We start from the raw sequence: 23,903 nt of genomic DNA on the forward strand, positions 1-23,903 counted from the left end.
GCAAAGCTGGAAGTGCGGAACTTATGCTGCTGCCGCTGTTGTTTTTTCGCCCTCGGTTTGCTTGATGCGGCGGTTGACTGCCGACAGCACCGCCTTGAACGAAGCGGTCACGATATTGCTGTCGATGCCAGCGCCAAACAGGGTCGGGCCGTTATCGAGGCGCAGTTCCACATAGCAGGCGGCCTTGGCGTTGGCGCCCGAGCCGATCGAGTGCTCATGGTAGTCCATCAGCTTGATGTCGAGTCCCAGCGCATTGACAAAGGCGTCGATCGGGCCGTTGCCGCCGCCCTGCAGGGCCAGTGCACTGGCACGATGGGTCAGGTTGATATCGATCTGTACCGATTCGGCATTTTTGGTGTCTTCCACCAGGCGGTGCGAACCGTAGGCGTAAGGCGCATCCTGCTCCAGGTATTCGCGCTGGAAGATTTCATGGATGTCCTGGGCGGCGATTTCACGGCCGGTGGCGTCGGCCACGGCCTGCACGGCGCGCGAGAACTCGATCTGCAGACGGCGTGGCAACACCAGGCCGTATTCCTGTTCCAGCAGGTAGGACATGCCGCCCTTGCCGGACTGACTGTTGACGCGGATCACGGCGTCGTAGCTGCGGCCCAGGTCGGCCGGGTCGATCGGCAGGTAAGGCACCTCCCAGATGCTGTCCGGCTGTTGCTTGGCAAAGCCCTTCTTGATGGCATCCTGATGCGAGCCGGAGAAAGCGGTAAAGACCAGGTCGCCCGCATACGGATGGCGCGGGTGAACCGGCAACTGGTTGCATTCTTCCACGCATTTGCGCACCGTGTCGATGTCCGAGAAATCGAGGCCGGGGTTGACGCCCTGGGTGTACAAATTCATCGCCAGCGTGACCAGGTCGACGTTGCCGGTGCGCTCGCCATTGCCGAACAAACAGCCTTCGACACGGTCGGCGCCGGCCATCACGGCCAGTTCGGCCGAGGCGACGGCAGTGCCGCGGTCGTTATGCGGGTGCACGCTGATAATGATGGAATCGCGGCGCGCCAGTTTGCGCGACATCCATTCGATCTGGTCGGCATACACGTTCGGCGTGCTGCATTCCACCGTCGACGGCAGGTTGATGATCATCTTGTTGGCCGGGGTCGGCTTCCAGATGGCGCTGACGGCGTCGCAGATATGCTTGGAAAAATCGAGTTCGGTAGTCGAGAACGATTCCGGCGTGTATTCAAAGCCCCATTCGGTTTCAGGATGCTGCGCCACCAGTTCCTTGACCAGCGTGGTGCCGGTGGTGGCGATCTGCGTGATTTCCTCACGCGACATGCCGAACACGACCTTGCGGAACACCGGCGCCACCGAGTTGTACAGGTGGATAATGGCGCGCTTGGCGCCCACCACGGAATCGACCGTGCGGCGTATCAGTTCTTCGCGCGACTGCGTCAGCACGATAATGGTGACATCGTCGGGAATGCGGTTTTCCTCGACAAGTTTGCGCACGAAGTCGAAATCGGTTTGTGAAGCAGACGGGAAGCCCACTTCGATTTCCTTCAGGCCGACAGCGATCAGCATGTCAAAGAAGCGCAGTTTCTTTTCCGCGCTCATCGGTTCGATCAGCGACTGGTTACCGTCGCGCAAGTCGGTGCTCATCCAGATCGGCGGCTTGCTGATGATCTGGTTGGGCCATTGGCGGTCGGTCAAATTGACTGGAGGAAAAGCGCGGTATTTGGTAGCTGGATTCTGCAACATCATGATCGGGTACTCCTGAATTGGGGGAAATCGAAATCAAAGCGGTGTGGCGCAAGCCCGCCCGGCGGCCACGTGACACGAGGCCAGGCAGGCGATCGGTAGTTTTAGCAGGCAAAGCGGGGCAGCGGCGAAAGCGCCAGCGGTCGCGAAAATACGGTGTACTTGTGGGGATGGTACAAACATCATCAAACCTTCCAGGGTTTTTGAAACACGCTGGCGTGTGGCCAGGCGAAGCAATGCGGCAAACTTATGCGTTTGCTGGTAGTAGTCGCGATAGCGACAGGGAAGGGGAATGAAATTTGAAGGAGGACATGCACTTAATGTAAGGGAGGCAGGGCCTGCCTGTCAATGGATTTCTTCGAGGTGGGGCCAGATCATGGTGCCGCGGGCCGTAGGTCGGATTAGCGGGGCGAAGCCCCGCGTAATCCGACAACATTGTTGGCGTCAGCGCTGTTGTCGGATTACGCCGCTACGCGGCTAATCCGACCTACTTATATACTCTTCAGCGCGCGGTGCAGCGCTTGCGCTACAATCGCCGCTTCCCTTACAGCAGTTTCTTACTGTCACCATGTTTCCTAAACGCCTGACCCTGCTTGCCCTGGCTGCCTTTGCGCTGGCTGGCTGCGATACCACTACCCCTAAACCCACGCAGGTGCTGACGCCGCCCGAGCCGGTTGCCGTTACGCCGCGCAAGATCAAGATCGGCCTGGCGCTGGGCGGCGGCGCCGCGCGCGGCTTTGCCCATATTGGCGTGATCAAGGCGCTTGAGTCGCAGGGTATCAATGCCGATATCGTGACCGGCACCAGCGCCGGCAGCGTGGTCGGTGCGCTGTATGCGGCAGGCAACTCCGGTTTTGCCCTGCAAAAGATGGCGTTTGACATGGACGAGGCGGCCATTTCGGACTGGGCCCTGCCGCTGTTCGGCAAGTCCTCGGGCGTGCTCAAGGGCGAGGCGCTGCAAAGCTATGTCAACAAGGCCGTTGGCGGCGCCTCGCTGGAAAAGCTCAAGATTCCGTTTGGCGTGGTGGCAACCGACCTGAAGAATGGCCAACCGATCCTGTTCCAGCGCGGCAATACCGGCCTGGCTGTACGCGCCTCGTCTGCCGTGCCCGGCGTGTTCCAGCCGGTGGTGATTGCCGGCCATACCTATGTCGACGGCGGCCTGGTGGCGCCGGTGCCGGTGCGCTTTGCGCGCGACATGGGCGCCGACTTTATTATCGCCGTCAATATTTCATCGCAAACCGACAGCCAGAAAGCCATCAGCTCGATGGAGGTGATCATGCAGACCTTTGCCATTATGGGCCAGCGCATCAACCAGTTCGAGCTCAAGGACGCCGACGTGGTCATCCAGCCCAGCCTGGGCAGCATGAAAGGCAACGATTTCAACAGCCGCAACCAGGCCATCCTGGCCGGCGAGCAAGCCACTTTCGCCGTGATGGCGCAGATCAAGCAAAAGCTCAAGGCCAAACGCGAACAGCCGTAAGCCCCGAGCTATATATTATTCAACCACAAGGAAACATGATGCAATCAAAGCCAGTACTGACACTCGAAGACGTCAAGAAAATCGCGGCCGCTGCCGAAGCGGAAGCTGTCAAGAATAACTGGGCCGTGACGATTGCCATCGTCGACGATGGCGGTCATCTGCTGTGGCTGCAACGCATGGATGGCGTGGCGCCGATTTCCTCGCATCTGGCGCCATCGAAGGCCAAGACGGCCGCCATGGGTCGCCGCGAGTCGCGCATCTATGAAGAGATCATCAATAATGGCCGCTATTCCTTCCTGAGCGCGCCTGAAATCGATGGCATGCTCGAAGGCGGCGTGCCGATTATGCATGAAGGCCACTGCCTCGGCGCGGTGGGTGTGTCGGGCGTCAAGTCGATCGAAGACGCGCAGGTGGCCAAAGCCGGTATTGCTGCGCTGACGGCATAAACAGCCCGTGCAGGAAAACAGCCGCCACGCGTAACGCGTCTGGCGGCTTTTTTCATGAACGCTGTTTTTATGTTGCTGCGCAAAAAAAATGCCGTCGGTTTGGTATTTTTCACCTTGTATAAAGACTGCCTTTTGGTTATAATTCAAAGGTTTAGCCAATCACACATATACCGTAGCGACTACCCATCCCCTCATTCAAAATGACCGTTGAAATGCCCGAAGTGCACGCTTCGAGCCCCTAGGCGGTCGGTCTGACGTGGCGCAGCTACGGTAACTTTATCAGGAGTTGCCCTTGCCGCCATTTTTTTCTGGCCCTGCCGTTCCAGCCATATTAGCGCTTGCTGATGGAACGATCTTCAAAGGTTTTTCGATCGGCGCTGCCGGTCACACCACTGGTGAGGTGGTTTTCAATACCTCCATGACCGGTTATCAGGAAATCCTGACCGATCCCAGCTATTCCCGCCAGATGGTTACCCTGACCTATCCGCATATCGGCAATACGGGCGCCAACCCGGAAGACGTCGAGTCTTCCAAAATCCACGCCGCTGGCCTGATCATCCGCGATCTGCCGCTGCTGGCATCGAACTTCCGCTCCACCGTTTCCCTGTCCGACTACCTGAAAGCCGACAATATCGTTGCCATCGCCGGCATCGATACCCGCAAGCTCACGCGTATCCTGCGTGAAAAAGGTGCGCAGGGCGGCGCCATCCTGGTCGGCACGCAAGGCAATGAGCCATCGGCCGCACAGGCGCTGGACCTGGCGCGTTCCTTCCCTGGCCTGGCCGGCATGGATCTGGCGAAAGTCGTATCCGTCAAGGACAGCTACGAGTTCCGCGAAACGGAATGGAAACTGGGCGAAGGTTATGGCCAGCTGGTTGACGCCGACGCGAAATTCCACGTGGTGGCCTTTGACTACGGCGTCAAGCGCAATATCCTGCGCATGCTGACCGAGCGCGGCTGCAAAGTGACGGTGCTGCCGGCGCAGGCCACGGCCGAAGAGGCGCTGTCGTTGAATCCTGACGGCATCTTCCTGTCCAACGGTCCTGGCGACCCGGAGCCATGCGATTACGCGATTGCCGCCACCAAAACGCTGATCGAGAAGGGCATCCCGGTGTTTGGTATCTGCCTCGGTCACCAGATCATGGCACTGGCCTCGGGCGCGAAAACGCTGAAGATGAAGTTCGGCCACCACGGCGCCAACCACCCGGTGCAGGATCTCGACAGCAAGCAAGTGCTGATCACCTCGCAAAACCACGGTTTTGCGGTTGATGCCAAGACCTTGCCAGCCAACTGCCGCGTGACCCACGAATCGTTGTTTGACGGCTCCCTGCAGGGCTTTGCCCGCACGGACAAGCCGGCGTTCTGCTTCCAGGGTCACCCTGAAGCGTCGCCGGGCCCGACCGATGTTGCTTACCTGTTTGACCGCTTCATCAATCTGATGGCTGCGGAGGAGAAAAAGAAAAATGCCTAAACGTTTAGATATCAAAAGTATTCTGATTATTGGCGCTGGCCCGATCATTATCGGCCAGGCCTGCGAGTTCGACTATTCCGGCGCCCAGGCCTGCAAGGCCCTGCGCGAAGAAGGTTATAAAGTCATCCTGGTCAACAGCAATCCGGCCACCATCATGACCGACCCGGAGATGGCCGATGTGACCTACATCGAGCCGATCACCTGGCAGATCGTTGAAAAGATCATCGCCAAGGAGCGTCCTGACGCGATTCTGCCGACCATGGGCGGCCAGACCGCACTGAACTGCGCACTCGACCTGCACCGCAATGGCGTGCTCGACAAATACAAGGTCGAGCTGATCGGCGCGACCCCGGAAGCCATCGACAAGGCCGAAGACCGCTCCAAGTTCAAGGATGCGATGACCAAGATCGGCCTGGGCTCTGCCCGTTCCGGCGTGGCCCATTCGCTGGAAGAGTCATGGGCGGTACAAAAGCAGGTCGGCTTCCCGACCATTATCCGTCCATCGTTCACCATGGGCGGCAGCGGTGGCGGGATTGCCTACAACGAAGAAGAATTCGAGGCCATCTGCAAACGCGGCCTGGAAGCATCGCCAACCAACGAGCTGCTGATTGAAGAATCGCTGCTGGGCTGGAAAGAGTACGAGATGGAAGTGGTGCGCGACAAGGCGGACAACTGCATCATCATCTGCTCGATCGAAAACCTCGACCCGATGGGCGTGCACACGGGCGACTCGATCACCGTGGCGCCGGCACAGACGCTGACGGACAAGGAATACCAGATCATGCGCAACGCCTCCCTGGCGGTATTGCGCGAGATCGGTGTCGACACCGGCGGCTCGAACGTGCAGTTCTCGATCAATCCGGCTGATGGCCGCATGATCGTCATCGAGATGAATCCGCGCGTGTCGCGTTCGTCGGCGCTGGCTTCAAAAGCCACCGGTTTCCCGATTGCAAAAATCGCCGCCAAGCTGGCTGTGGGTTTTACGCTCGACGAACTGCGCAATGAAATTACCGGTGGCGCCACGCCAGCGTCGTTCGAGCCATCGATCGACTATGTGGTCACCAAGATCCCGCGCTTTACGTTCGAGAAATTCCCGACCGCCGACCATCACCTGACGACGCAGATGAAGTCGGTTGGTGAAGTGATGGCAATCGGCCGCACGTTCCAGGAATCGTTCCAGAAAGCGCTGCGCGGCCTGGAAGTGGGTGTTGACGGCCTGAACGAAAAAACCAAGGACCGCGAGAAGATCGAAGAGGAACTGGGCGAGCCAGGTCCAGAGCGTATCTGGTACGTGGGCGATGCATTTGCACAGGGCTTTACGCTGGAAGAAGTGCATGCACTGACCAAGATCGATCCGTGGTTCCTGATCCAGATCAAGGAAATCGTCGATCTGGAACTGTGGCTCGATACGCAAAAGCTCGAGCAGCTGGACAAAACCACGCTCTACAAGCTCAAGCAAAAAGGCTTCTCGGACCGCCGCCTGGCTTTCCTGCTGCAGACCGAAGCCAAGCTGGTACGTGCGCGCCGTCATGAACTGGCGATCCGTCCTGTGTACAAGCGCGTCGACACCTGCGCGGCAGAGTTTGCCACCAACACCGCCTACATGTATTCCACGTACGACGAGGAATGCGAATCGGCGCCGACCGACAAGAAAAAGATCATGGTGCTGGGCGGTGGCCCGAACCGTATCGGCCAGGGTATCGAGTTTGACTATTGCTGCGTGCACGCGGCGCTGGCCATGCGCGAAGACGGCTACGAGACCATTATGGTCAACTGCAACCCGGAAACCGTGTCGACCGACTACGACACTTCGGACCGCCTGTATTTCGAGTCGCTGACGCTGGAAGACGTGCTGGAAATCGTCGAACTGGAAAAACCGGTCGGCGTGATCGTGCAGTACGGCGGCCAGACTCCATTGAAACTGGCGCTGGACCTGGAAGCGAACGGCGTACCGATTATCGGTACTTCGCCAGACATGATCGACGCTGCCGAAGACCGCGAGCGTTTCCAGCAGTTGCTGCATAAACTCGGCCTGCGCCAGCCGCCTAACCGCACTGCACGTACCGAAGCCGACGCGCTGGCGCTGGCCCAGGAAATCGGTTACCCGCTGGTGGTGCGTCCTTCGTACGTACTGGGCGGACGCGCCATGGAAATCGTGCACGAGCAGCGCGACCTCGAACGCTATATGCGCGAAGCGGTCAAGGTCTCGCACGATTCGCCAGTGCTGCTCGACCGCTTCCTGAACGACGCCATCGAGTGCGACGTCGACTGCATTTCCGATGGCGAAACGACGTTTATCGGCGGCGTGATGGAGCATATCGAACAGGCTGGCGTGCACTCGGGCGACTCGGCTTGCTCGCTGCCGCCGTACTCGCTGGCTGCTGAAACGATTGACGAACTGAAACGCCAGACCGCGCTGATGGCCAAGGGCCTGAACGTGGTCGGTCTGATGAACGTGCAGTTTGCGATCCAGAAACAGGAAGTCGACGGCGTCAGCAAAGACGTGGTGTTCGTGCTGGAAGTCAATCCACGCGCTTCGCGTACCGTGCCTTTCGTCTCGAAAGCCACCGGTTTGCAACTGGCAAAAATCGCCGCGCGTTGCATGGTTGGCCAGAGCCTGGCCTCGCAGGGCGTGACCGAAGAAGTGACGCCGCCGTACTACAGCGTCAAGGAAGCGGTATTCCCGTTCGTCAAGTTCCCGGGCGTCGATACGATTCTCGGACCGGAAATGAAATCGACTGGCGAAGTGATGGGCGTGGGCCTGACCTTTGGCGAAGCGTTTGTCAAATCGCAGCTGGGCGCCGGCGTGAACCTGCCGAAGTCGGGCAAGGTCTTTATCAGCGTGAAATCATCGGACAAGCCGCGCGCCGTGCAAGTGGCGCGCGATCTGGTCGAGTCCGGTTTCTCGGTGGTGGCCACCAAGGGCACCGCTGCCGTGATCGCGGCGGCCGGCATTCCGGTCACGCCAGTGAACAAGGTGATCGAAGGCCGTCCGCACGTGGTCGACATGATCAAGAACCACGAGATCGTGCTGGTGATTAACACCGTCGAAGAAAAACGCAGCGCCATCGTCGACTCGCGGGCCATCCGCACCTCGGCCCTGGCTTCGCGCGTGACGACCTATACCACCATCGCCGGCGCGGAAGCGGCGGTCGAAGGTATTCGTCACCTCGATGAGCTGCGCGTCTACGATCTGCAAGGCCTGCACAAAACGCTGGCGTAATCGGATTGCAGTTGCTGCTGTTAGGCAGTACACTGTAGGCACACGAACCACAGAGTTTCGCGCAGAGCACCGCGCGGCCTCTGTGGTTTTCACTTGTCAGACCGGTTTAGCGATCAGCGATCACTGAGCACTGAGCACACATTTAGCAGATAGTAGAGAGAATATGACCACAGTCCCACTGACCATATACGGCGCCACCCTCCTGAAAGAAGAGTTGCATCATCTGAAGACCAAGGAACGCCGCATCGTCATCGATGCCATCGCCGAAGCGCGCTCGCACGGCGACCTGTCGGAAAATGCGGAATATGACGCCGCCAAGGAACGCCAGGCATTCGTGGAAGGCCGCATTGCCGAACTCGAAGGCAAATTGAGCGCTGCGCAGATTATCGACCCGGCCACGCTCGACGCCGAAGGGCGCGTGGTGTTTGCCTCGACCGTTAACCTGGAAGACCTGGAGTCGGGCCAGAAAGTCACCTACCAGATCGTCGGCCTCGATGAAGCCGATTTGAAACTGAACAAGGTATCGGTGACTTCGCCGATCGCCCGCGCGCTGATCGGCAAGTATGCCGGTGACGTGGTAGAAGTGCAGGCGCCGTCCGGCCCGCGCGAATACGAAATCCTGGAAGTGCTGTACATCTGATGCTGAACCGCGTACGCATCCTGGTTGCCACCCTGTGGGCCGGCAGCCTGTGGACCATCGGTTTCGTGGTGGCGCCGACATTGTTCGGCACGCTGGGCGACCGCGTGCTGGCTGGCAATATTGCCGGCAGCATGTTCCGTGCCGAAGCGTGGCTGTCGATGGCGTGCGCGCTGATCCTGCTGGCCTTGCTGCAGTGGGGTGCGGGCGAGCTGCCCTTGAAGCGCCGCCGCCTGCTGGGCGCGCTGGTGCTGTCGATGCTGGTGTGTACGCTGGTCAGCTACTTTGGTATTACCCCTTTGATGGCCGAACTGAAGGCGCAGGCGCCGTCAGGCATCATGGACGGCGAATTGCGCAGCCGCTTTGGCATGCTGCATGGCGTCTCGACGCTGGTGTTTGGCGTGCAGAGCGTGCTGGCTGGTGTGTTGATCTGGAAGCAGTCGTAGGTCGGATTAGGCCCGCAGGGCCGTAATCCGACAACACCGCATGCGCCAACGATGTTGTCGGTGCAGGCGTCAACAATGTTGTCGGATTACGGCCCCTTTGGGGCCTAATCCGACCTACTTGCTGCCCAGTGCGCTTTTCTTGGCGCTCTTCTGACGTGGCTTGGCACGCTTGATGGTGCCGCCTTCGGTCACGCGTTCGTTACCCTTGATCATGACCTTGGTCACGGTTGGGCGTTTGGTGCCGCTGGCGCTGGCCTTGACGATGGTGACTTCACGCAGACCTTTGCCGGAGCTGACCTTTTCCTTCACGACTTCTTTTTTCGGACGGTACAGGACCAGCAGCTTGCCGATGTGTTGTACCGGCGCCGCATCGAGCTTTTCGCTGATGGTTTCGTACATGGCAACGCGCGCTTCGCGGTCGTCGCCGAATACGCGAACCTTGATCAGGCCATGCGAATCGAGGCCCAGGTCGATTTCCTTGAGTACAGCAGGTGTCAAGCCCGCTTCGCCAATGATGACGATAGGCTTCAGCGCGTGTGCTTCGGCGCGCAGTGCGCTGCGCTCAACGGGTGTAAGTTTTAGCATAATAATTTTTAGTAATTCCCTTAAAAGCAGTATTCTACGCGAATGGCAAAGAAGAAATTAAACAAAAACTGGTTGCACGACCACATTAATGACCCATATGTGAAGTTGGCGCAGAAAGAGGGCTATCGTGCCCGGGCAGCATACAAACTCAAAGAGATTGATGAAGATGAAAAACTGATCAAGCATGGCCAGGTCATTGTCGACCTTGGCTGTACGCCTGGCAGCTGGGCGCAATATGCGCGCCGCAAGCTCGCTGGCAAGGACGGAGGTGGTGTCAATGGTACGCTCATTGGCCTCGACATGATTGAAATGGAGCCGATTGCCGACTTCCATTTTATCCAGGGGGATTTTCGCGAAGCGCGCGTGCTGCGCCAGCTTGAAGTGGTACTCGAAGGACGCAAGGTCGATTTGGTGCTGTCGGACATGGCGCCCAACCTGTCGGGCATCGCCACCGCTGACGCGGCGCGCATGGAGCATCTGATCGATTTGGCCATTGAATTTTCCCAGTTGCACCTGAAACCATCGGGTGTGCTGCTGGTGAAATGCTTCAAGGACATGGGTTTCAGCCAGATTGTGGAAAAATTCCGTGGCGAATTCAAGGTCGTGGTGCAGAAAAAGCCCAAGGCCAGCCGCGATAAATCATCGGAAATTTTCCTGATGGGGCGCGGTCTCAAGAACCCGGGCAAGATTGCCGTAGCAGAAGATGATGACGATGCTCTTGATATTTGACAGGTGATCCATACATGAGGACGAGAAGTGTAGTGACGATGGTGGTAGATTAGCCTAAATTGTTTATACTGCACGCGACAGGCGCGGCGCCGGAATCTCGGGGCCGGCTGCCTGCGTACGGATAGCCAGGCTTTGGCACGGCCTGCTTATTGCGAGTAAAATCGTGCTTTCACATCGCGTTTTCAGCTACAGGTAAAATAGATGCGTACTGCATCCAAGGAGTCTTCGTGAATAACATGTTTTCCAAATCTGCCATCTGGGTAGTCGTACTGCTGCTGCTGTTCATGCTGTTCAAGCAGTTTGACAGCCATGGCGCCACGGGCGGCAGCAAGCCCATCGCTTATTCCGATTTGCTGGATGAAGTCAAAGCCAAGCGCGTCAAGGATGTGGTGATCGAAGGTTCTTCGATCACGGCCAAGCTGATGGACGATACCAAGGTACGCACTACCGCTACCTCGCTCGACAGGGGCCTGATCGGCGACCTGCGCGACAATGGCGTGCATTTCGATGTGCGCCCGCCTGAGGAAGCGTCGTTCCTGCAAACTATTTTTGTTTCCTGGTTCCCAATGCTGCTGTTGATCGGCGTATGGGTATTCTTCATGCGTCAGATGCAAGGCGGCGGCAAGGGCGGGGCATTCTCGTTCGGCAAGTCGAAAGCACGCATGATGGATGAAGCCAGCAACACTGTGACCTTTGCCGATGTGGCCGGTTGCGATGAAGCCAAGGAAGAAGTCAACGAAGTGGTCGACTTCCTGAAAGACCCGAGCAAATTCCAGAAACTGGGCGGCCGCATTCCGCGCGGCGTGTTGATGGTCGGCCCTCCAGGTACCGGTAAAACCCTGCTGGCACGCGCCATTGCCGGCGAAGCCAAGGTGCCGTTCTTCTCGATCTCCGGTTCGGACTTCGTGGAAATGTTTGTTGGCGTGGGTGCCTCCCGCGTGCGCGACATGTTTGAAAACGCCAAGAAGCATTCGCCTTGCATTATCTTTATCGACGAGATCGACGCAGTCGGCCGTCATCGCGGCGCCGGTACCGGCGGCGGCAATGACGAGCGCGAACAGACGCTGAATCAGTTGCTGGTCGAGATGGATGGCTTTGAAGCGAACTCGGGTGTGATCGTGGTGGCGGCGACCAACCGTGCCGATGTGCTCGACAAAGCGCTGCTGCGCCCTGGTCGTTTCGACCGCCAGGTGTCGGTAGGCCTGCCCGATATCCGCGGCCGTGAACAGATTCTTAACGTGCATATGCGCAAAGTGCCGATCGGCACCGATGTCAAGGCCGATATCCTGGCACGCGGCACGCCTGGTTTCTCCGGCGCCGACCTGGCCAACCTGGTCAACGAAGCAGCATTGTTTGCCGCGCGTCGCAGCAAGCGCCTGGTGGAAATGTCGGACTTCGAAGACGCCAAAGACAAGATCTACATGGGTCCAGAGCGCAAGTCGATGATCATCCGCGAGGAAGAGCGTCGCAATACCGCTTACCATGAGTCCGGTCACGCGGTGGTAGCAAAACTGCTGCCAAAAGCTGACCCGGTACACAAGGTCACGATCATGCCGCGTGGCTGGGCATTGGGCCTGACCTGGCAGCTGCCTGAGCACGACAATCTGTCCGCTTACAAAGACAAGATGCTGGAAGAAATTTCGATCCTGTTTGGCGGCCGTATTGCTGAAGAGATTTTCGTCGGCCAGATGTCGACCGGTGCTTCGAACGACTTCTCGCGCGCCACCAAGCTGGCACGCTCGATGGTGACGCGCTTCGGCATGTCCGACAGCATGGGCGTGATGGTCTACGAAGACAGCGAAAATGAAGGTTTCTTCGGTGGCGCCACCAAGACTATTTCCGAAGCGACCCAGCAAAAGGTTGACGCTGAAATCCGCAGCATCCTCGACACGCAATACGCACTGTCGCGCAAGTTGCTGGAAGAGAACCGCGAAAAGGTCGAAGTGATGACCCGCGCCCTGCTGGAATGGGAAACCATCGATGCCGAGCAGATCAACGACATCATGGCCGGCCTGGAGCCGCGTCCGCCCAAGACCATTCCACCGCGCCGCAATGCCGGTGATAACGGCGCCGGTGGCATCTCGCCTAACGCGACGGCACCAGCCTGAATGTGATGGCCTGTCAGGGCCACTGCTAGAGAAGGGCAAGGAGCAATCCTTGCCCTTTTTTTAATTTCATGGATTTGTTTTAATGCGACATTATTTACAATGCGGCCGTTTCGGCTTTCAACTGCAAAGCGAGAGCCAGCAGGCGCTGGTGATGGGCATACTCAATATCACGCCCGATTCGTTTTCCGATGCGGGCCAGTACCAGGGACTCGAGTTTGCCGTCTCGCGCGCCGAACAGATGATCGCCGACGGCGCTGACCTGATCGATATCGGTGGTGAATCGAGCCGCCCGGGAGCGCCGCCGTTGCCCTTGCGCGACGAACTGGCGCGCGTGATGCCGGTGCTGTATGCGCTGCGCGACTGTGGCAAGCCGCTGTCGGTCGATACCTACAAGCCCGAAGTGATGCGCGAGGCGCTGCTGGCCGGCGCCGACATGATCAACGATATCAACGGCTTTCGCGCGCCAGGTGCAATCGAAGCAGTACGCGACAGTGACTGCGGCCTGTGTATTATGCATATGCAGAGCGTGCCGCAGACCATGCAGGACAGCCCGCAATACACGGATGTCGTAAAGGAAGTCATTGAATTTCTGCAAGAGCGCATCGCTGCGCTGCAAGACGCCGGCATCGAGCGCGAGCGTCTGTGCATCGATCCCGGCTTTGGTTTTGGCAAGACGGTCGAGCAGAATTATGCACTGCTGCGCGCCACGAGCCAGCTGCGCGATACATTGGGCCTGCCGGTACTGGCCGGCCTGTCGCGCAAGTCGATGATCGGTGCGGTGACTGGTCGTCCGGTCGAGCAGCGCCTGGCCGGCAGCGTGGCCGGCGCACTGGCTGCGGTAGCGCAAGGCGCGCAGATTGTGCGCGTGCATGATGTGGCGGAAACTGCGGATGCACTAAAGATATGGCGAAGTGCGCACTAACATTATATAATTTATTATTAACAATAAAAGAAGAAACATTATGACACGCAAGTATTTTGGCACCGATGGTGTGCGCGGCCTGGTTGGCGTTGCACCCATCACGCCTGATTTCGTGATGCGCCTCGGCTATGCGGCCGGCAAGGTGCTGGCCAAGGCGCAGGGCGGCAAGACGCGGCCGACTGTACTGATCGGCAAGGACACGCGTATTTCCGGCTATATGCTGGAAGCGGCGCTGGAAGCGGGCCTGTCGGCCGCCGGCGTGGACGTGATGCTGGCTGGCCCGATGCCGACCCCGGCGATTGCCTACCTGACGCGCGCGCTGCGTTTGGCTGCCGGCGTGGTTATTTCCGCTTCCCACAATCCCTACCACGATAATGGCATCAAGTTCTTTTCCAGCATGGGCACCAAGCTGCCAGATAGCCTGGAACTGGAAATCGAGGCGGCGCTTGACGAGCCGATGTCCTGCGTGTCGTCCGATAAGCTGGGGCGCGCCACTCGCCTTGACGATGCTTCGGGCCGCTATATCGAGTTTTGCAAGAGCACTTTCCCGACCGAGTTGGACCTGCATGGCCTGAAGATCGTGGTCGATTGCGCGCATGGCGCCGCCTACCATATCGCACCGCATGTCTTCCACGAGTTGGGGGCGGAAGTCATTGCCATCGGCAATACGCCTGACGGCTTCAATATCAATGCCGGTTTTGGTGCCACTGCCACTGCCGCCATGACCGCCGCCGTGGTCGAGCATGGCGCCGATGTGGGTATCGCGCTCGACGGCGATGCAGACCGCCTGATCATGTGCGATGCGACCGGTCGCCTGTACAACGGCGACGAGCTGCTGTACGTGATGGTCAAGGATCGTCTGGCCACGGGGCCGGTCGCCGGTGCCGTGGGCACGCTGATGACCAATATGGCGCTCGAAGTGCTGTTCAAAGAGCAGGGCATCGGTTTTGCACGCGCCAAAGTCGGCGACCGCTATGTGCTGGAGGTCATGAGAGAGAAGGGCTGGCTGCTCGGTGGCGAAGGATCGGGCCATCTGCTGTGTCTGGACAAGCACACTACAGGCGACGGCATCGTGTCGGCGCTGCAGGTACTGTCGGCGCTCAAGCGCAGTGGCCAGAGCCTCAAGGATGCGCTGGCCGAATTAGTGCTGTTCCCGCAAACGCTGATCAATGTGCGCGTGGCGCCGGGTACCGACTGGCAGCAGAATGCCGCGATGGTGGCCGAGAAGGCAGCCGTAGAGGCTGAACTGGGCGACACAGGTCGCGTGTTGATCCGCGCTTCGGGTACCGAACCGTTAATACGTGTGATGGTGGAAGCGAAGGACAAGGATTCGGCAGCGAGCATGGCGCGCCGGATTGCCGACAAGCTGGCTGCTTGATCGATCTGCGTTCAGGTGTGCAGCGCGGACAGTGCTGAGGCATTGATAGTGCGGGCCGGAAACGCGAACCTGAGAAAATGCCGATGGCGGCGTTGCAGCTCCTCGCCGTACTGACGTACTGTCTTCGTCGCTGCGCCTTGCCCTCGACATTTTTCAGGCTCGCTTGGCCCGGTGAGCCTGTGCGGACGCATGCAGCTTTAATGAGTTCTGTTGATATGCTTGTGGAGCAGGGCGTTAACGCGAAAGCAGCGATAGTTATTTTCATCTGATTTGCCTCTGGCAATTGACGAAATTGTGGCGAGGCGTTATTATCTTGTCTTCGGAGTGTGGCGCAGCCCGGTAGCGCACCTGGTTTGGGACCAGGGGGTCCAAGGTTCGAATCCTTGTACTCCGACCAAAATATAAGCGGGCTGTCAGAAATGACAGCCCGTTTTCTATTGTGTGGCAGTATCTGTGTCACAGCATGTTTTTCATTCCGCCTATCGTTCAACGGATAGGACAACGGTCTTCTAAACCGTGAATGGGGGTTCGATTCCCTCTGGGCGGACCAGCCTCAGCCATTACCCTGGCGCCATCGTTCGACGGCGCCGCCTGCATCGCTTATTCCCCGTTATTCCTCAGTCTGACTGTTGCCAAACAGCCGATCCTTGGCGTTGAGCAGTTTTTGCACTTTCGCGCCCATTTTCATCAGCTGCGCCATCGATTCCGGTGACAATCGCTGCAGGTCGTCAAACCAGGTATTGGCCAGGTCCACCAGTTCATACATCTCGCGCATGCGTTCCTGCGCAAACTTGTCGCCCGGTTCAACTGCCGGCGCCATCAGCGACTCGCGCAGCACCGTCAGCGTGGGCGCCACTTCGCGCCGACGCCGCTCGGCTGCCACCACCCGGAAAATCTGCCAGACATCGCCCAGCGACGAAAAATACTCGCGCCGGTCGCCCGGAATGCGCGACTGGCGTATCAAGCCCCAGCCCTGCAGTTCCTTCAGCCCGATGCTGACGTTCGAGCGTGAAAAGCTCAGGTGTTCGGCAATCTCGTCCGCATGCAGCGGCTGCTCGGAGACGAACAGCAGTGCATACACCTGGCCGACCGTGCGGTTGAAGCCCCAACGGCTGCCCATCTCGCCAAAGTGACTGACAAAGGTCAGGATCAGCGGCGTCATTTCAATGTTTTGAGTTTTCATAATTATCTGAAAGTTTTGCACGCATTTTTGTGCCGGTCAATTGATATACGTCACGATTCGCAGTATTATACAAATAATCGAATTTACAGAATTTTCTGAAAACTCAATAAGTTCAAGTATTATGACAAGCCAGACTGTTTCCCTGCCCAGATTTTCCCTTCCTCGACTGCCCAGCCTGGTGCAGGGTGGTGCCGCCCTGCTGTGGCTGCCGCAGGCGGCACTGCTGGCCTGGACGTTGCAGGCGTTGCTGGACGGCCAGGCATGGCAGGCGGCCTGGCTGCCGGCAGCGGCCGTGCTGTTGCTGGGCGTGCTGCGTGCGCTGGCCGAGGCATGGGGCGCGCGGCGCATGTATGCAGCGGCGCGCGGGCATCTGTCGCGGTTGCGGCGCGATGCGGCCACCGCCCTGGCGCAGCGCTCGCCGCTGGATCGCCAGCGCACCGAGTCTGGCCAGGCCGCCAGCATGCTGGCCGAACAGGCCGAAGCCGTGGTGCCGTATCTGGTGCGCTATCAGCCGGCACGCTGGAAAGTGCTGGTGGTTCCGCTGTTCATTATTGCCGTCGTGCTGCCGCTGTCGTGGGTGGCGGCGCTGGTGCTGCTGATTGCCGCACCGCTGATCCCCGTCTTTATGGTGCTGGTGGGCATGGGCGCGCAGGCGGCCAGCCGCGCGCAGATGGTGGAAATGGGCAGCATGAATGCCTTTCTGCTGGACCGCTTGCGCGGCCTGGCCACGCTGCGCGCTCTCGATGCGGTCGAGGCAACGGCGCGCCGGCTCGACGCCAGCGCACAGTCTCTGCGCCGGCGCACCATGCGCGTGCTGCGCATCGCCTTTTTATCGTCGGCCGTGCTGGAACTGTTCTCAGCGCTGGGCGTGGCGATGGTAGCAGCGTATATCGGCTTTTCACTGCTGGGCACGTTTCATTTCGGTACCTGGGGGCAAACGCTCAACCTGGGGCAGGGCCTGTTTATCCTGCTGCTGGCGCCGGCTTTTTTCGAGCCGCTGCGCGAACTGGCGGCAGTCTGGCACGACAAGGCCGCCGGTGTTGCCGGCCTGGACGGCTTGCAGCAATTGTCGGCCGCTGGTGTGCGCCTGCCCGGCGCGGCGATGCCATTGCCAAAGCCTGTCCCGGTGCCAGTTGTGCCGCCAGCCATTACCGTGGAACAGCTTTATTACGGCCATCCCGGCGAGGCGCCGCTGTTTGACGGCTTCAACCTGCAGGTGCGCGCCGGCGAACACCTGGCCGTGCTGGGCGCCAGCGGCGCCGGCAAGTCGACCTTGCTGTCGCTGCTGGCAGGATTGCTGCCAGCCGGCGGCGGCCAGATCGTGATCGGCGGCGTGGCGCTTGACGATGCGAGCGTCAACGGCCTGCGCCAGCGCATGGCCTGGATGGGCCAGCGTCCGCATGTGTTTGCCGCCTCCGTCAGCCACAACGTCACGCTGGGGCGCTGCGGCGCCGATGGCGCGCAGCTCAACTCGGCGCTGCAACTGGCCGAGCTTGCAGACGTGGCGCAGGCGCAACCGAACGTGATGCTGGCCGATGGCGGTCATGGCCTGTCCGGCGGCGAAGCGGTACGTCTGGCGCTGGCGCGCGCGGCCGTAATGCCGCAGGCCGGACTGCTGTTGGTTGATGAGCCGACCGCCCATCTCGACAGCGAGACGGCAGAGCGCGTCACCGAGGCGTTGCTGCAACTGGCGCGTGGCAAGACCATGATCGTGGCCACCCATGATCCGGTGCTGGCGGCGCGGCTGCATCGCAGCGTCAGTATCGACGCCGGTGCGCAACAAACAGGAGCGGCCGCATGAAGACCATGCTTTCCCATCCACTATTGCGCCAACTGCTGATGGCCCAACCGGGCACGATGCTGGGCGGCGCCCTGCTGGCGGCCCTGACGGCGGTGGCCGGCATGGCGCTGCTGGGCCTGTCCGGCTGGTTTATTACCGCCACCTCGATTGCCGGCCTGCAAGCGTCTAGCGCCTTGATGTTCGATGTGTTCGGCCCGTCGGCCGGCATCCGGCTGCTGGCCATCGGCCGCACCGGTTCGCGCTACGCCGAACGGCTGGTCACGCATGACGCCACCTTTGCCGCGCTGGCCGATATTCGCGTGCGCCTGTTTCGCGGCTGGGCCAGTGCCGACGCGGCCAGCCGTCTGCTGCGCCAGCCGGCCAGGCTGCTGTTTCGCCTGACGGCCGATATCGATGCACTGGAATCGCTGTATCTGCGCCTGCTGGTGCCGGCTTTTACGGCTTGCGCGGCAGCCCTGCTGGCCGCTCTGGCGCTGGGCTTGGTGCACTGGTGGCTGGGGCTGGGACTGGCCGTCTGGCTGCTGGCCAGCGGCGGCGCGATCAGCTGCTTGCTGCTGCGCGGCGCGCGCCGCCATGCCATCGTGCGCTCGCGCGCCACCGAACAACTGCGTTCCGGTGCCATCGACCTGGTCGCCGGCCAGCTTGATCTGGTGATGGCCGGCCGCGTGCAGGCCCAGGTCGACCAGCTGGTGCAGATCGACCAGTCGCTGGCGCGCGCCGACCTGGCCTTGATGCGGCTCGAAACGCGCGCCAGCGCCGCCTATGGCGTGGCCGGCAGCATCACGCTCGCTGGCGTGCTGCTGGCGTCAGCATTCCTGGCAGGGCATCAGCAGATTGGCCTGCCGGCCGCCGCGCTGGCGGTGCTGGTGGCGCTGACGGCGCTCGAACCGTTTGCCGGCCTGCGCCGCGGCGCGCTGGAAGCGGGGCGCATGCTGCTGGCGCTGCGCCGCCTGAGTCCGCGTGCCCAGCAGGGGCAGGGCATGTCGGCAGTGCTGCCGGCCGGCTCGGCGTTGCGCTTCGACCGGGTCAGCGCTGCGCAGGCAGGCAGCAGCGAGCCCATCGTACATGGCGTCAGCCTGATGCTGGCGCCCGGCGAAACGGTGGCGCTGGTCGGCCCCAGCGGCGCCGGCAAGTCGACCCTGCTGGCGCTGGCGGCGCGGGAGATCGCACCGCTGTCCGGCAATGTGACGGCGCCGCGCGCCTGCCTGCTGACGCAGAAAACCGAACTGTTCCAGGACAGCCTGCGCGACAACCTGCGCCTGGCCAATCCGGCCGCCAGCGATGAGCAGTTGTGGGATGCCTTGCAGGCGGCCGGCCTGGCGCAGGAGGTGCGTTTGCTGGCCGCTGGGCTCGATACGCAACTGGGCGAGGGCGGCCTGGGTCTGTCCGGCGGCCAGTCGCGCCGCCTGGCGCTGGCGCGCCTGTTCCTGCACGACTCCGCGCTGTGGCTGCTTGACGAAGCGACCGAAGCGCTCGATGCCGCTACCGCTCACGATGTACTGCAGCGCCTGCGCGCGCGCAGCAGCACGCGCAGCGTCTTGATCGCCACCCATCTGCGGCGCGAAGCGCAACTGGCCGACCGCCTGCTGACGGTGCGCGCCGGGCGCATCGTTGGCGAAGCACGGTGCGGCACACCGGCATACGCGGCTGTGCTGGCGCTGCTGCGACCCGATTAATCTGAAAGGAAATAGATGATTGTTACAAGCAAGTTGAACTGGCATCAGATGTTTGGTAAGTCATAACAGGAAACACCAAGGAAATCCCATGGACCTCGATATTGTTGCATTATCAAGACTGCAGTTTGCGCTGACCGCGCTGTACCACTTTATTTTTATTCCACTGACCATCGGCCTGTCCGTGATGCTGGGCATCATGGAAACGGTGTATGTGATGACCGGGCGCACCATCTGGCGCGACATGACCAAATTCTGGGGCGTGCTGTTCGGTATTAATTTTGCCATGGGCGTGGCCACCGGCATCGTGATGGAATTCCAGTTCGGCATGAACTGGAGCTATTACAGCCATTATGTGGGCGATATCTTCGGTGCGCCGCTGGCCATCGAAGGGCTGATGGCGTTTTTCCTCGAAGCGACCTTTGTCGGTATCTTCTTCTTTGGCTGGGACAAGCTGTCCAAGCGCGCCCATCTGGTCACTACCTGGCTGGTGGCGATCGGCTCGAATTTCTCGGCGCTGTGGATATTGATTGCCAACGGCTGGATGCAGAACCCGGTCGGCGCCGCCTTCAATCCGCAGACCATGCGCATGGAAGTGACCGACTTTGGCGCCGTGCTGACCAATCCGGTGGCGCAGGCCAAGTTTGTCCATACGGTGTCGGCCGGTTATACGGTGGCGGCCATTTTCGTGCTGGGCGTATCGGCCTGGTACTTGCTCAAGGGGCGCCATGTGCAGCTGGCCAAGCGCTCGCTGACGGTCGCTGCCTCGTTCGGTCTGGCCGCCTCGCTGTCGGTCGCCGTACTCGGCGACGAAAGCGGCTATCTTGCCTCGGAACACCAGAAAATGAAGCTGGCGGCGATTGAAGCGATGTGGGAAACCGAACCGGCGCCAGCCGCCTTCACGGCCATCGGCTTTCCCGACCAGGCCGCGCGCGAGACCCACTATGCGCTGCATATTCCGATGGTGATGGGCCTGATCGGCACGCGCTCGCTTGACACGGAAATTCCGGGCCTGGCGCAATTGACCGAACGCAGCGAACTGCTGATACGCGACGGCATCAAGGCCTACGACGCGCTGCAGACCATCCGCGCTGCCGGCCCCAACGGCGCCGTGCCGGAAGAAGCGCAGGCGATATTCGAGTCCAAAGGCCAGTCGCTCGGCTACGCCTTGCTGCTCAAGCGCTATGTCGACGATCCGCGCCAGGCCACGGCTGCGCAAATCCATCAGGCCGCGCAGGACACCGTGCCGTCGGTGGCGCCGCTGTTCTGGTCGTTTCGCGTGATGGTGGGCCTGGGCATGTTCTTTATTTTGCTGACCGGTACTTTTTTTGTGCTGTCGGTGCGCCGCACGCTGGGCGCCCATCGCTGGCTGCTCAAGGTAGCTGTGTTTGCCATTCCGTTGCCGTGGGTTGCTGCCGAGGCGGGCTGGATCGTGGCCGAACTGGGCCGCCAGCCGTGGGTCATCGAAGGCGTGCTGCCGACGGCCGTGGCAGTGTCGAACCTGGGCGTGACGACCTTGCTGATCACCATCGCCGGCTTTGCCGCCATCTATACGGTGCTGCTGGTGGTCGAGATGAAACTGATGCTTAAAACCATACGCAAGGGCCCGGATGAACCATCGCTTGCCAGTGCCGAACTGCCTAACGCTCAAGGAGTATTGTCGTGATTTTGCATGAACTGATTTCCTATGAAACACTGCGCCTGATCTGGTGGCTGCTGATCGGCGTGCTGCTGGTGGGTTTTGCCATTACCGATGGCTTCGACCTGGGCACCGGTATGTTGCTGCCGTTTGCCGGCAAGACCGACCTCGAGCGCCGCGTCATTATCAACAGCATCGGCCCGGTCTGGGAGGGCAACCAGGTCTGGCTGATCCTCGGCGGCGGCGCCATCTTTGCCGCCTGGCCGCAGCTCTACGCGGTATCGTTCTCGGGCTTCTATCTGGCCATGTTCGTGATCCTGGTGGCGCTGATAATGCGTCCGGTGGCCTTCAAGTTCCGCAGCAAGCGCGAAGATCCGCGCTGGCGCGCGCGCTGGGATGCTGCGCTGTTTATCGGCGGCTTCGTGCCGGCGCTCATTTTCGGCGTGGCCATGGGCAATGTGCTGCAAGGCGTGCCGTTCCGCTTTACCGACGACATGCATATCCTGTATGAAGGCAGTTTCTTCGGCCTGCTTAATCCGTTTGCGCTGTTGTGCGGCCTGGTCTCGCTGGCGATGCTGGTCATGCATGGCGCCAGTTGGCTGCAGGTCAAGGCGGATGGCCCGGTGGCTGAGCGCGCGCGCCGCTACGGCAGCGTGGCCGCCGTGCTGACGGTGCTGCTGTATGGCGCTGCCGGTGTGGCGCTGTGGCTGACCGTCGATGGCTATCGGCTGACCAGCGTGGTGCCGGTCGATGGCCCGTCGAACCCGATGTTCAAGACGGCGGCAGTGGCCAGCGGCGCCTGGTTTGCCAATTTTGCCGCGCATCCGTGGACCTGGGCTGCGCCTGTGCTGGGCCTGCTCTCGCCGCTGCTGGCGCTGGCCTTCCTGCGCGCCCGCCGCGCCGTGCCAGCGCTGCTGGCCAGTGCGCTGTCGATTGCCGCCATTATCCTCAGCGTCGGCGCGGCCATGTTCCCGTTCATCTTGCCGTCGTCGCTCGATCCGCGCGCCAGCCTGACGGTATGGGATTCGTCGTCCAGCCATATGACGCTGTTCATTATGCTGGTGGTAACCACCGTGTTCCTGCCGATCATCGTGGCCTATACCAGCTGGGTATACAAAGTGTTGTGGGGCAAGGTCGACAGCCAGGCGATTGCCGACGACAGCGGCCACGCCTATTAATCAATCAGCTACCTGAAAGGAAACATCATGTGGTATTTCGCCTGGATATTGGGCCTTCCGCTGGCGGCCATGTTCGCCGTGTTGAATGCAATGTGGTACGAAATGGCAGACGGCGACACCACGCCGGATGGTAGGTCGGATTAGCCGCATAGCGGCGTAATCCGACAACACCGCTGACGCCAACAATGTTGTCGGATTACGGCCCCTTCGGGGCCTAATCCGACCTACAACAACACGAACTCGCCGCGTATGCGCAGCTTCATGCCGCGCGGCGCATCGGCGCCGGCCGCCACCGCCCACGCCGTCACCCACTGCGCGCAGCGCGCCCGTGCCTGCGGGTTGTCATGCTGGCGCAAGCGCTCGAACGCCAGATCCATGCGGTTGGCCATGTACACATGGCGTTCGACTGTGTCGGCTGCTTTGCTGTAGTGATGCATGATGGACGCTCCCGTTGCTGACCAGATGCAAGCTATACGCAGCAGCGCCTGCTTTGGATGCAACTGGCCCCAAAAAAACCTCGCGGGAAGGGTGAGAATTCTTATCGCCGCCGCCACCCATTCACATCATTCGCTGTCATTTTGCATCAGCACTCGTCATCAGAGTTGATGGCTGCAGTGACTCGATGCTGACAGGCGGCTTGCGCCCCAAAGCAGTCATTTGATTTTGCGCTCACCCGGCGGACAGTCGGGCGGAATAAGATGCCTACGTGCTTCTGCCTCATATTCCTCAAGGCTCTGTAGTCCAATCGCCAGGCGGCGATGATTGACCAACGCTCGGTCATCTACCTGGTCAAGCCCTAAATGGCAGCGATCAGTCCGTGAGAATTGTGTTCCATATTCTTGTGGACGGTGTTCGTTGGCCGCGATGCGGTCAGCCAGATAGGCAAGATCACGTGGTGCTGCAATACCAGCTTTGACAGATGCGTCTAAAAGTCCCCTCGCAAGGCGTTGGAACACCAAGTCGCTATCTGCGTGCTGAGCTAACAACCAAGCGCTGTGACTGTCTTTGCTCGTTTTCGGCCAGCCGCATGCTGCAATGATTTGCTTGAATTGCTTTAGATTTTCACTATCGATAATTTGCCAGCGCTGTTGTAGAGCATCCCTCTGGGTGGTAGTGGCATTGGGGTCTTGCTCAAGCACCTCGGACTCTTGTCGGATTTGCTGGTCTGCACTGGCCAGCTCGTTTAGATGCGCGCCGACATTCTCACAGCCAGGTTGACGAGCTGCTGCGTGCAAAGCAAAGACAAACAAACCGCAAAAAACCAATCGTTTTTTCACTAACATCCTTTCAA

The 23,903-nt window shown here is 60.2% G+C and carries 20 protein-coding genes and 2 tRNA genes; 17 read left to right on the forward strand and 5 right to left on the reverse strand.

Translation table 11 applies throughout. The annotated features are described in order from the left end of the window. Nucleotides 1–21: 21 nt before the first annotated feature. Nucleotides 22–1,713, reverse strand: coding sequence for a 2-isopropylmalate synthase (leuA, locus tag GCM43_RS03670; protein WP_152242165.1), 1,692 nt, complete (start codon nt 1,711–1,713; stop codon nt 22–24). A gap of 565 nt (nt 1,714–2,278) precedes the next feature. Here leuA and GCM43_RS03675 point away from each other — a divergent pair. The 6 genes from GCM43_RS03675 (at nt 2,279) to GCM43_RS03700 (ending at nt 9,416) form a co-directional block, all read left to right on the forward strand. Further along, entirely contained in the window at nt 2,279–3,193 is a 915-nt protein-coding gene (locus GCM43_RS03675; protein ID WP_152242166.1) for a patatin-like phospholipase family protein, read from the forward strand. A gap of 38 nt (nt 3,194–3,231) precedes the next feature. Beyond that, on the forward strand, nt 3,232–3,639 hold the full coding sequence (locus GCM43_RS03680; protein ID WP_152242167.1) for a GlcG/HbpS family heme-binding protein: 408 nt from the start codon (nt 3,232–3,234) through the stop codon (nt 3,637–3,639). Nucleotides 3,640–3,931: 292 nt separating this feature from the next. Continuing rightward, nucleotides 3,932–5,110 carry a glutamine-hydrolyzing carbamoyl-phosphate synthase small subunit gene (gene carA / locus GCM43_RS03685; protein ID WP_152242168.1) on the forward strand — a complete coding sequence of 393 codons (1,179 nt, stop codon included), beginning with the start codon at nt 3,932–3,934 and terminating at the stop codon, nt 5,108–5,110. Continuing rightward, nucleotides 5,103–8,333, forward strand: a complete 3,231-nt coding sequence (carB, locus tag GCM43_RS03690; RefSeq protein ID WP_152242169.1) for a carbamoyl-phosphate synthase large subunit — start codon at nt 5,103–5,105, stop codon at nt 8,331–8,333. The genes carA and carB overlap by 8 nt, the downstream gene beginning before the upstream one ends. 163 nt (nt 8,334–8,496) lie before the next feature. Beyond that, nucleotides 8,497–8,973, forward strand: coding sequence for a transcription elongation factor GreA (gene greA / locus GCM43_RS03695; protein ID WP_152242170.1), 477 nt, complete (start codon nt 8,497–8,499; stop codon nt 8,971–8,973). Further along, the gene (locus GCM43_RS03700; RefSeq protein WP_193315521.1) at nt 8,973–9,416 is read left to right on the forward strand and encodes a DUF4149 domain-containing protein; all 444 of its coding nucleotides are present in this window, start codon (nt 8,973–8,975) and stop codon (nt 9,414–9,416) included. Before greA ends, GCM43_RS03700 begins: the two co-directional genes overlap by 1 nt. Before the next feature lie 114 nt (nt 9,417–9,530). Here GCM43_RS03700 and yhbY read toward each other — a convergent pair whose 3' ends face one another. Further along, complete coding sequence (yhbY, locus tag GCM43_RS03705) at nt 9,531–10,001, reverse strand: ribosome assembly RNA-binding protein YhbY (protein WP_152242172.1); 471 nt, start codon at nt 9,999–10,001, stop codon at nt 9,531–9,533. Nucleotides 10,002–10,043: 42 nt separating this feature from the next. Here yhbY and GCM43_RS03710 point away from each other — a divergent pair, with 42 nt between their 5' ends. The 6 genes from GCM43_RS03710 to GCM43_RS03735 all read left to right on the forward strand — a co-directional run bounded on the left by GCM43_RS03710 (nt 10,044) and on the right by GCM43_RS03735 (nt 15,688). After that, nucleotides 10,044–10,730 (forward strand): RlmE family RNA methyltransferase, encoded by a 687-nt coding sequence (locus GCM43_RS03710; RefSeq protein ID WP_152242173.1) that lies wholly within the window; start codon nt 10,044–10,046, stop codon nt 10,728–10,730. Between the two features lie 227 nt (nt 10,731–10,957). Beyond that, nucleotides 10,958–12,838 carry an ATP-dependent zinc metalloprotease FtsH gene (ftsH, locus tag GCM43_RS03715; RefSeq protein ID WP_152242174.1) on the forward strand — a complete coding sequence of 627 codons (1,881 nt, stop codon included), beginning with the start codon at nt 10,958–10,960 and terminating at the stop codon, nt 12,836–12,838. A gap of 82 nt (nt 12,839–12,920) precedes the next feature. Then, nucleotides 12,921–13,760, forward strand: coding sequence for a dihydropteroate synthase (gene folP, locus GCM43_RS03720; protein WP_152242175.1), 840 nt, complete (start codon nt 12,921–12,923; stop codon nt 13,758–13,760). A gap of 40 nt (nt 13,761–13,800) precedes the next feature. Then, nucleotides 13,801–15,138 (forward strand): phosphoglucosamine mutase, encoded by a 1,338-nt coding sequence (glmM, locus tag GCM43_RS03725; protein ID WP_152242176.1) that lies wholly within the window; start codon nt 13,801–13,803, stop codon nt 15,136–15,138. A gap of 320 nt (nt 15,139–15,458) precedes the next feature. After that, nucleotides 15,459–15,535, forward strand: a tRNA-Pro gene (locus tag GCM43_RS03730). Nucleotides 15,536–15,613: 78 nt separating this feature from the next. After that, nucleotides 15,614–15,688 (forward strand) — tRNA-Arg (locus tag GCM43_RS03735). Nucleotides 15,689–15,748: 60 nt separating this feature from the next. On the opposite strand, the gene GCM43_RS03740 is transcribed toward GCM43_RS03735, so the two are convergent. Continuing rightward, nucleotides 15,749–16,321 (reverse strand): GbsR/MarR family transcriptional regulator, encoded by a 573-nt coding sequence (locus tag GCM43_RS03740; protein WP_226929306.1) that lies wholly within the window; start codon nt 16,319–16,321, stop codon nt 15,749–15,751. Between the two features lie 121 nt (nt 16,322–16,442). Between GCM43_RS03740 and cydD the strand changes: the two genes are divergently transcribed. The 5 genes from cydD to cydX all read left to right on the forward strand — a co-directional run bounded on the left by cydD (nt 16,443) and on the right by cydX (nt 22,756). Then, the gene (gene cydD / locus GCM43_RS03745) at nt 16,443–18,122 is read left to right on the forward strand and encodes a thiol reductant ABC exporter subunit CydD (RefSeq protein ID WP_152242177.1); all 1,680 of its coding nucleotides are present in this window, start codon (nt 16,443–16,445) and stop codon (nt 18,120–18,122) included. Then, on the forward strand, nt 18,119–19,798 hold the full coding sequence (locus GCM43_RS03750; RefSeq protein WP_152242178.1) for an amino acid ABC transporter ATP-binding/permease protein: 1,680 nt from the start codon (nt 18,119–18,121) through the stop codon (nt 19,796–19,798). Before cydD ends, GCM43_RS03750 begins: the two co-directional genes overlap by 4 nt. Nucleotides 19,799–19,886: 88 nt before the next feature. Then, a complete protein-coding gene (locus GCM43_RS03755) occupies nt 19,887–21,461 on the forward strand; it encodes a cytochrome ubiquinol oxidase subunit I (RefSeq protein WP_152242179.1) in 1,575 nt (524 codons plus the stop codon). Next, nucleotides 21,458–22,612, forward strand: coding sequence for a cytochrome d ubiquinol oxidase subunit II (gene cydB / locus GCM43_RS03760; RefSeq protein WP_152242180.1), 1,155 nt, complete (start codon nt 21,458–21,460; stop codon nt 22,610–22,612). The genes GCM43_RS03755 and cydB overlap by 4 nt, the downstream gene beginning before the upstream one ends. Before the next feature lie 27 nt (nt 22,613–22,639). Next, nucleotides 22,640–22,756 carry a cytochrome bd-I oxidase subunit CydX gene (gene cydX, locus GCM43_RS03765; RefSeq protein WP_152242181.1) on the forward strand — a complete coding sequence of 39 codons (117 nt, stop codon included), beginning with the start codon at nt 22,640–22,642 and terminating at the stop codon, nt 22,754–22,756. A gap of 80 nt (nt 22,757–22,836) precedes the next feature. Here cydX and GCM43_RS03770 read toward each other — a convergent pair whose 3' ends face one another. Both GCM43_RS03770 and GCM43_RS03775 read right to left on the reverse strand, forming a co-directional pair. Next, a complete protein-coding gene (locus tag GCM43_RS03770) occupies nt 22,837–23,049 on the reverse strand; it encodes a hypothetical protein (RefSeq protein ID WP_152242182.1) in 213 nt (70 codons plus the stop codon). A 216-nt stretch (nt 23,050–23,265) separates the two neighbouring features. Beyond that, nucleotides 23,266–23,889: a DUF6624 domain-containing protein gene (locus GCM43_RS03775; protein ID WP_152242183.1), complete on the reverse strand. Its 624-nt coding sequence runs from the start codon at nt 23,887–23,889 to the stop codon at nt 23,266–23,268. Nucleotides 23,890–23,903: the final 14 nt, after the last annotated feature.

The sequence above is a fragment of the Janthinobacterium aquaticum genome, assembly GCF_009208565.1.
Classification (GTDB): Bacteria; Pseudomonadota; Gammaproteobacteria; order Burkholderiales; family Burkholderiaceae_D; genus Janthinobacterium.

Bases quoted from the DNA above. Each gene is read 5' to 3' on its own strand.
- greA (WP_152242170.1), top strand. From the start codon at position 8,497: ATGACCACAGTCCCACTGACCATATACGGCGCCACCCTCCTGAAAGAA.
- GCM43_RS03700 (WP_193315521.1), top strand. From the start codon at position 8,973: ATGCTGAACCGCGTACGCATCCTGGTTGCCACCCTGTGGGCCGGCAGC.
- yhbY (WP_152242172.1), bottom strand. From the start codon at position 10,001: ATGCTAAAACTTACACCCGTTGAGCGCAGCGCACTGCGCGCCGAAGCA.
- GCM43_RS03710 (WP_152242173.1), top strand. From the start codon at position 10,044: ATGGCAAAGAAGAAATTAAACAAAAACTGGTTGCACGACCACATTAAT.
- GCM43_RS03750 (WP_152242178.1), top strand. From the start codon at position 18,119: ATGAAGACCATGCTTTCCCATCCACTATTGCGCCAACTGCTGATGGCC.
- folP (WP_152242175.1), top strand. From the start codon at position 12,921: ATGCGACATTATTTACAATGCGGCCGTTTCGGCTTTCAACTGCAAAGC.
- GCM43_RS03740 (WP_226929306.1), bottom strand. From the start codon at position 16,321: ATGAAAACTCAAAACATTGAAATGACGCCGCTGATCCTGACCTTTGTC.
- GCM43_RS03680 (WP_152242167.1), top strand. From the start codon at position 3,232: ATGCAATCAAAGCCAGTACTGACACTCGAAGACGTCAAGAAAATCGCG.
- cydX (WP_152242181.1), top strand. From the start codon at position 22,640: ATGTGGTATTTCGCCTGGATATTGGGCCTTCCGCTGGCGGCCATGTTC.
- GCM43_RS03770 (WP_152242182.1), bottom strand. From the start codon at position 23,049: ATGCATCACTACAGCAAAGCAGCCGACACAGTCGAACGCCATGTGTAC.
- carB (WP_152242169.1), top strand. From the start codon at position 5,103: ATGCCTAAACGTTTAGATATCAAAAGTATTCTGATTATTGGCGCTGGC.
- glmM (WP_152242176.1), top strand. From the start codon at position 13,801: ATGACACGCAAGTATTTTGGCACCGATGGTGTGCGCGGCCTGGTTGGC.
- GCM43_RS03675 (WP_152242166.1), top strand. From the start codon at position 2,279: ATGTTTCCTAAACGCCTGACCCTGCTTGCCCTGGCTGCCTTTGCGCTG.
- cydD (WP_152242177.1), top strand. From the start codon at position 16,443: ATGACAAGCCAGACTGTTTCCCTGCCCAGATTTTCCCTTCCTCGACTG.
- GCM43_RS03755 (WP_152242179.1), top strand. From the start codon at position 19,887: ATGGACCTCGATATTGTTGCATTATCAAGACTGCAGTTTGCGCTGACC.
- leuA (WP_152242165.1), bottom strand. From the start codon at position 1,713: ATGATGTTGCAGAATCCAGCTACCAAATACCGCGCTTTTCCTCCAGTC.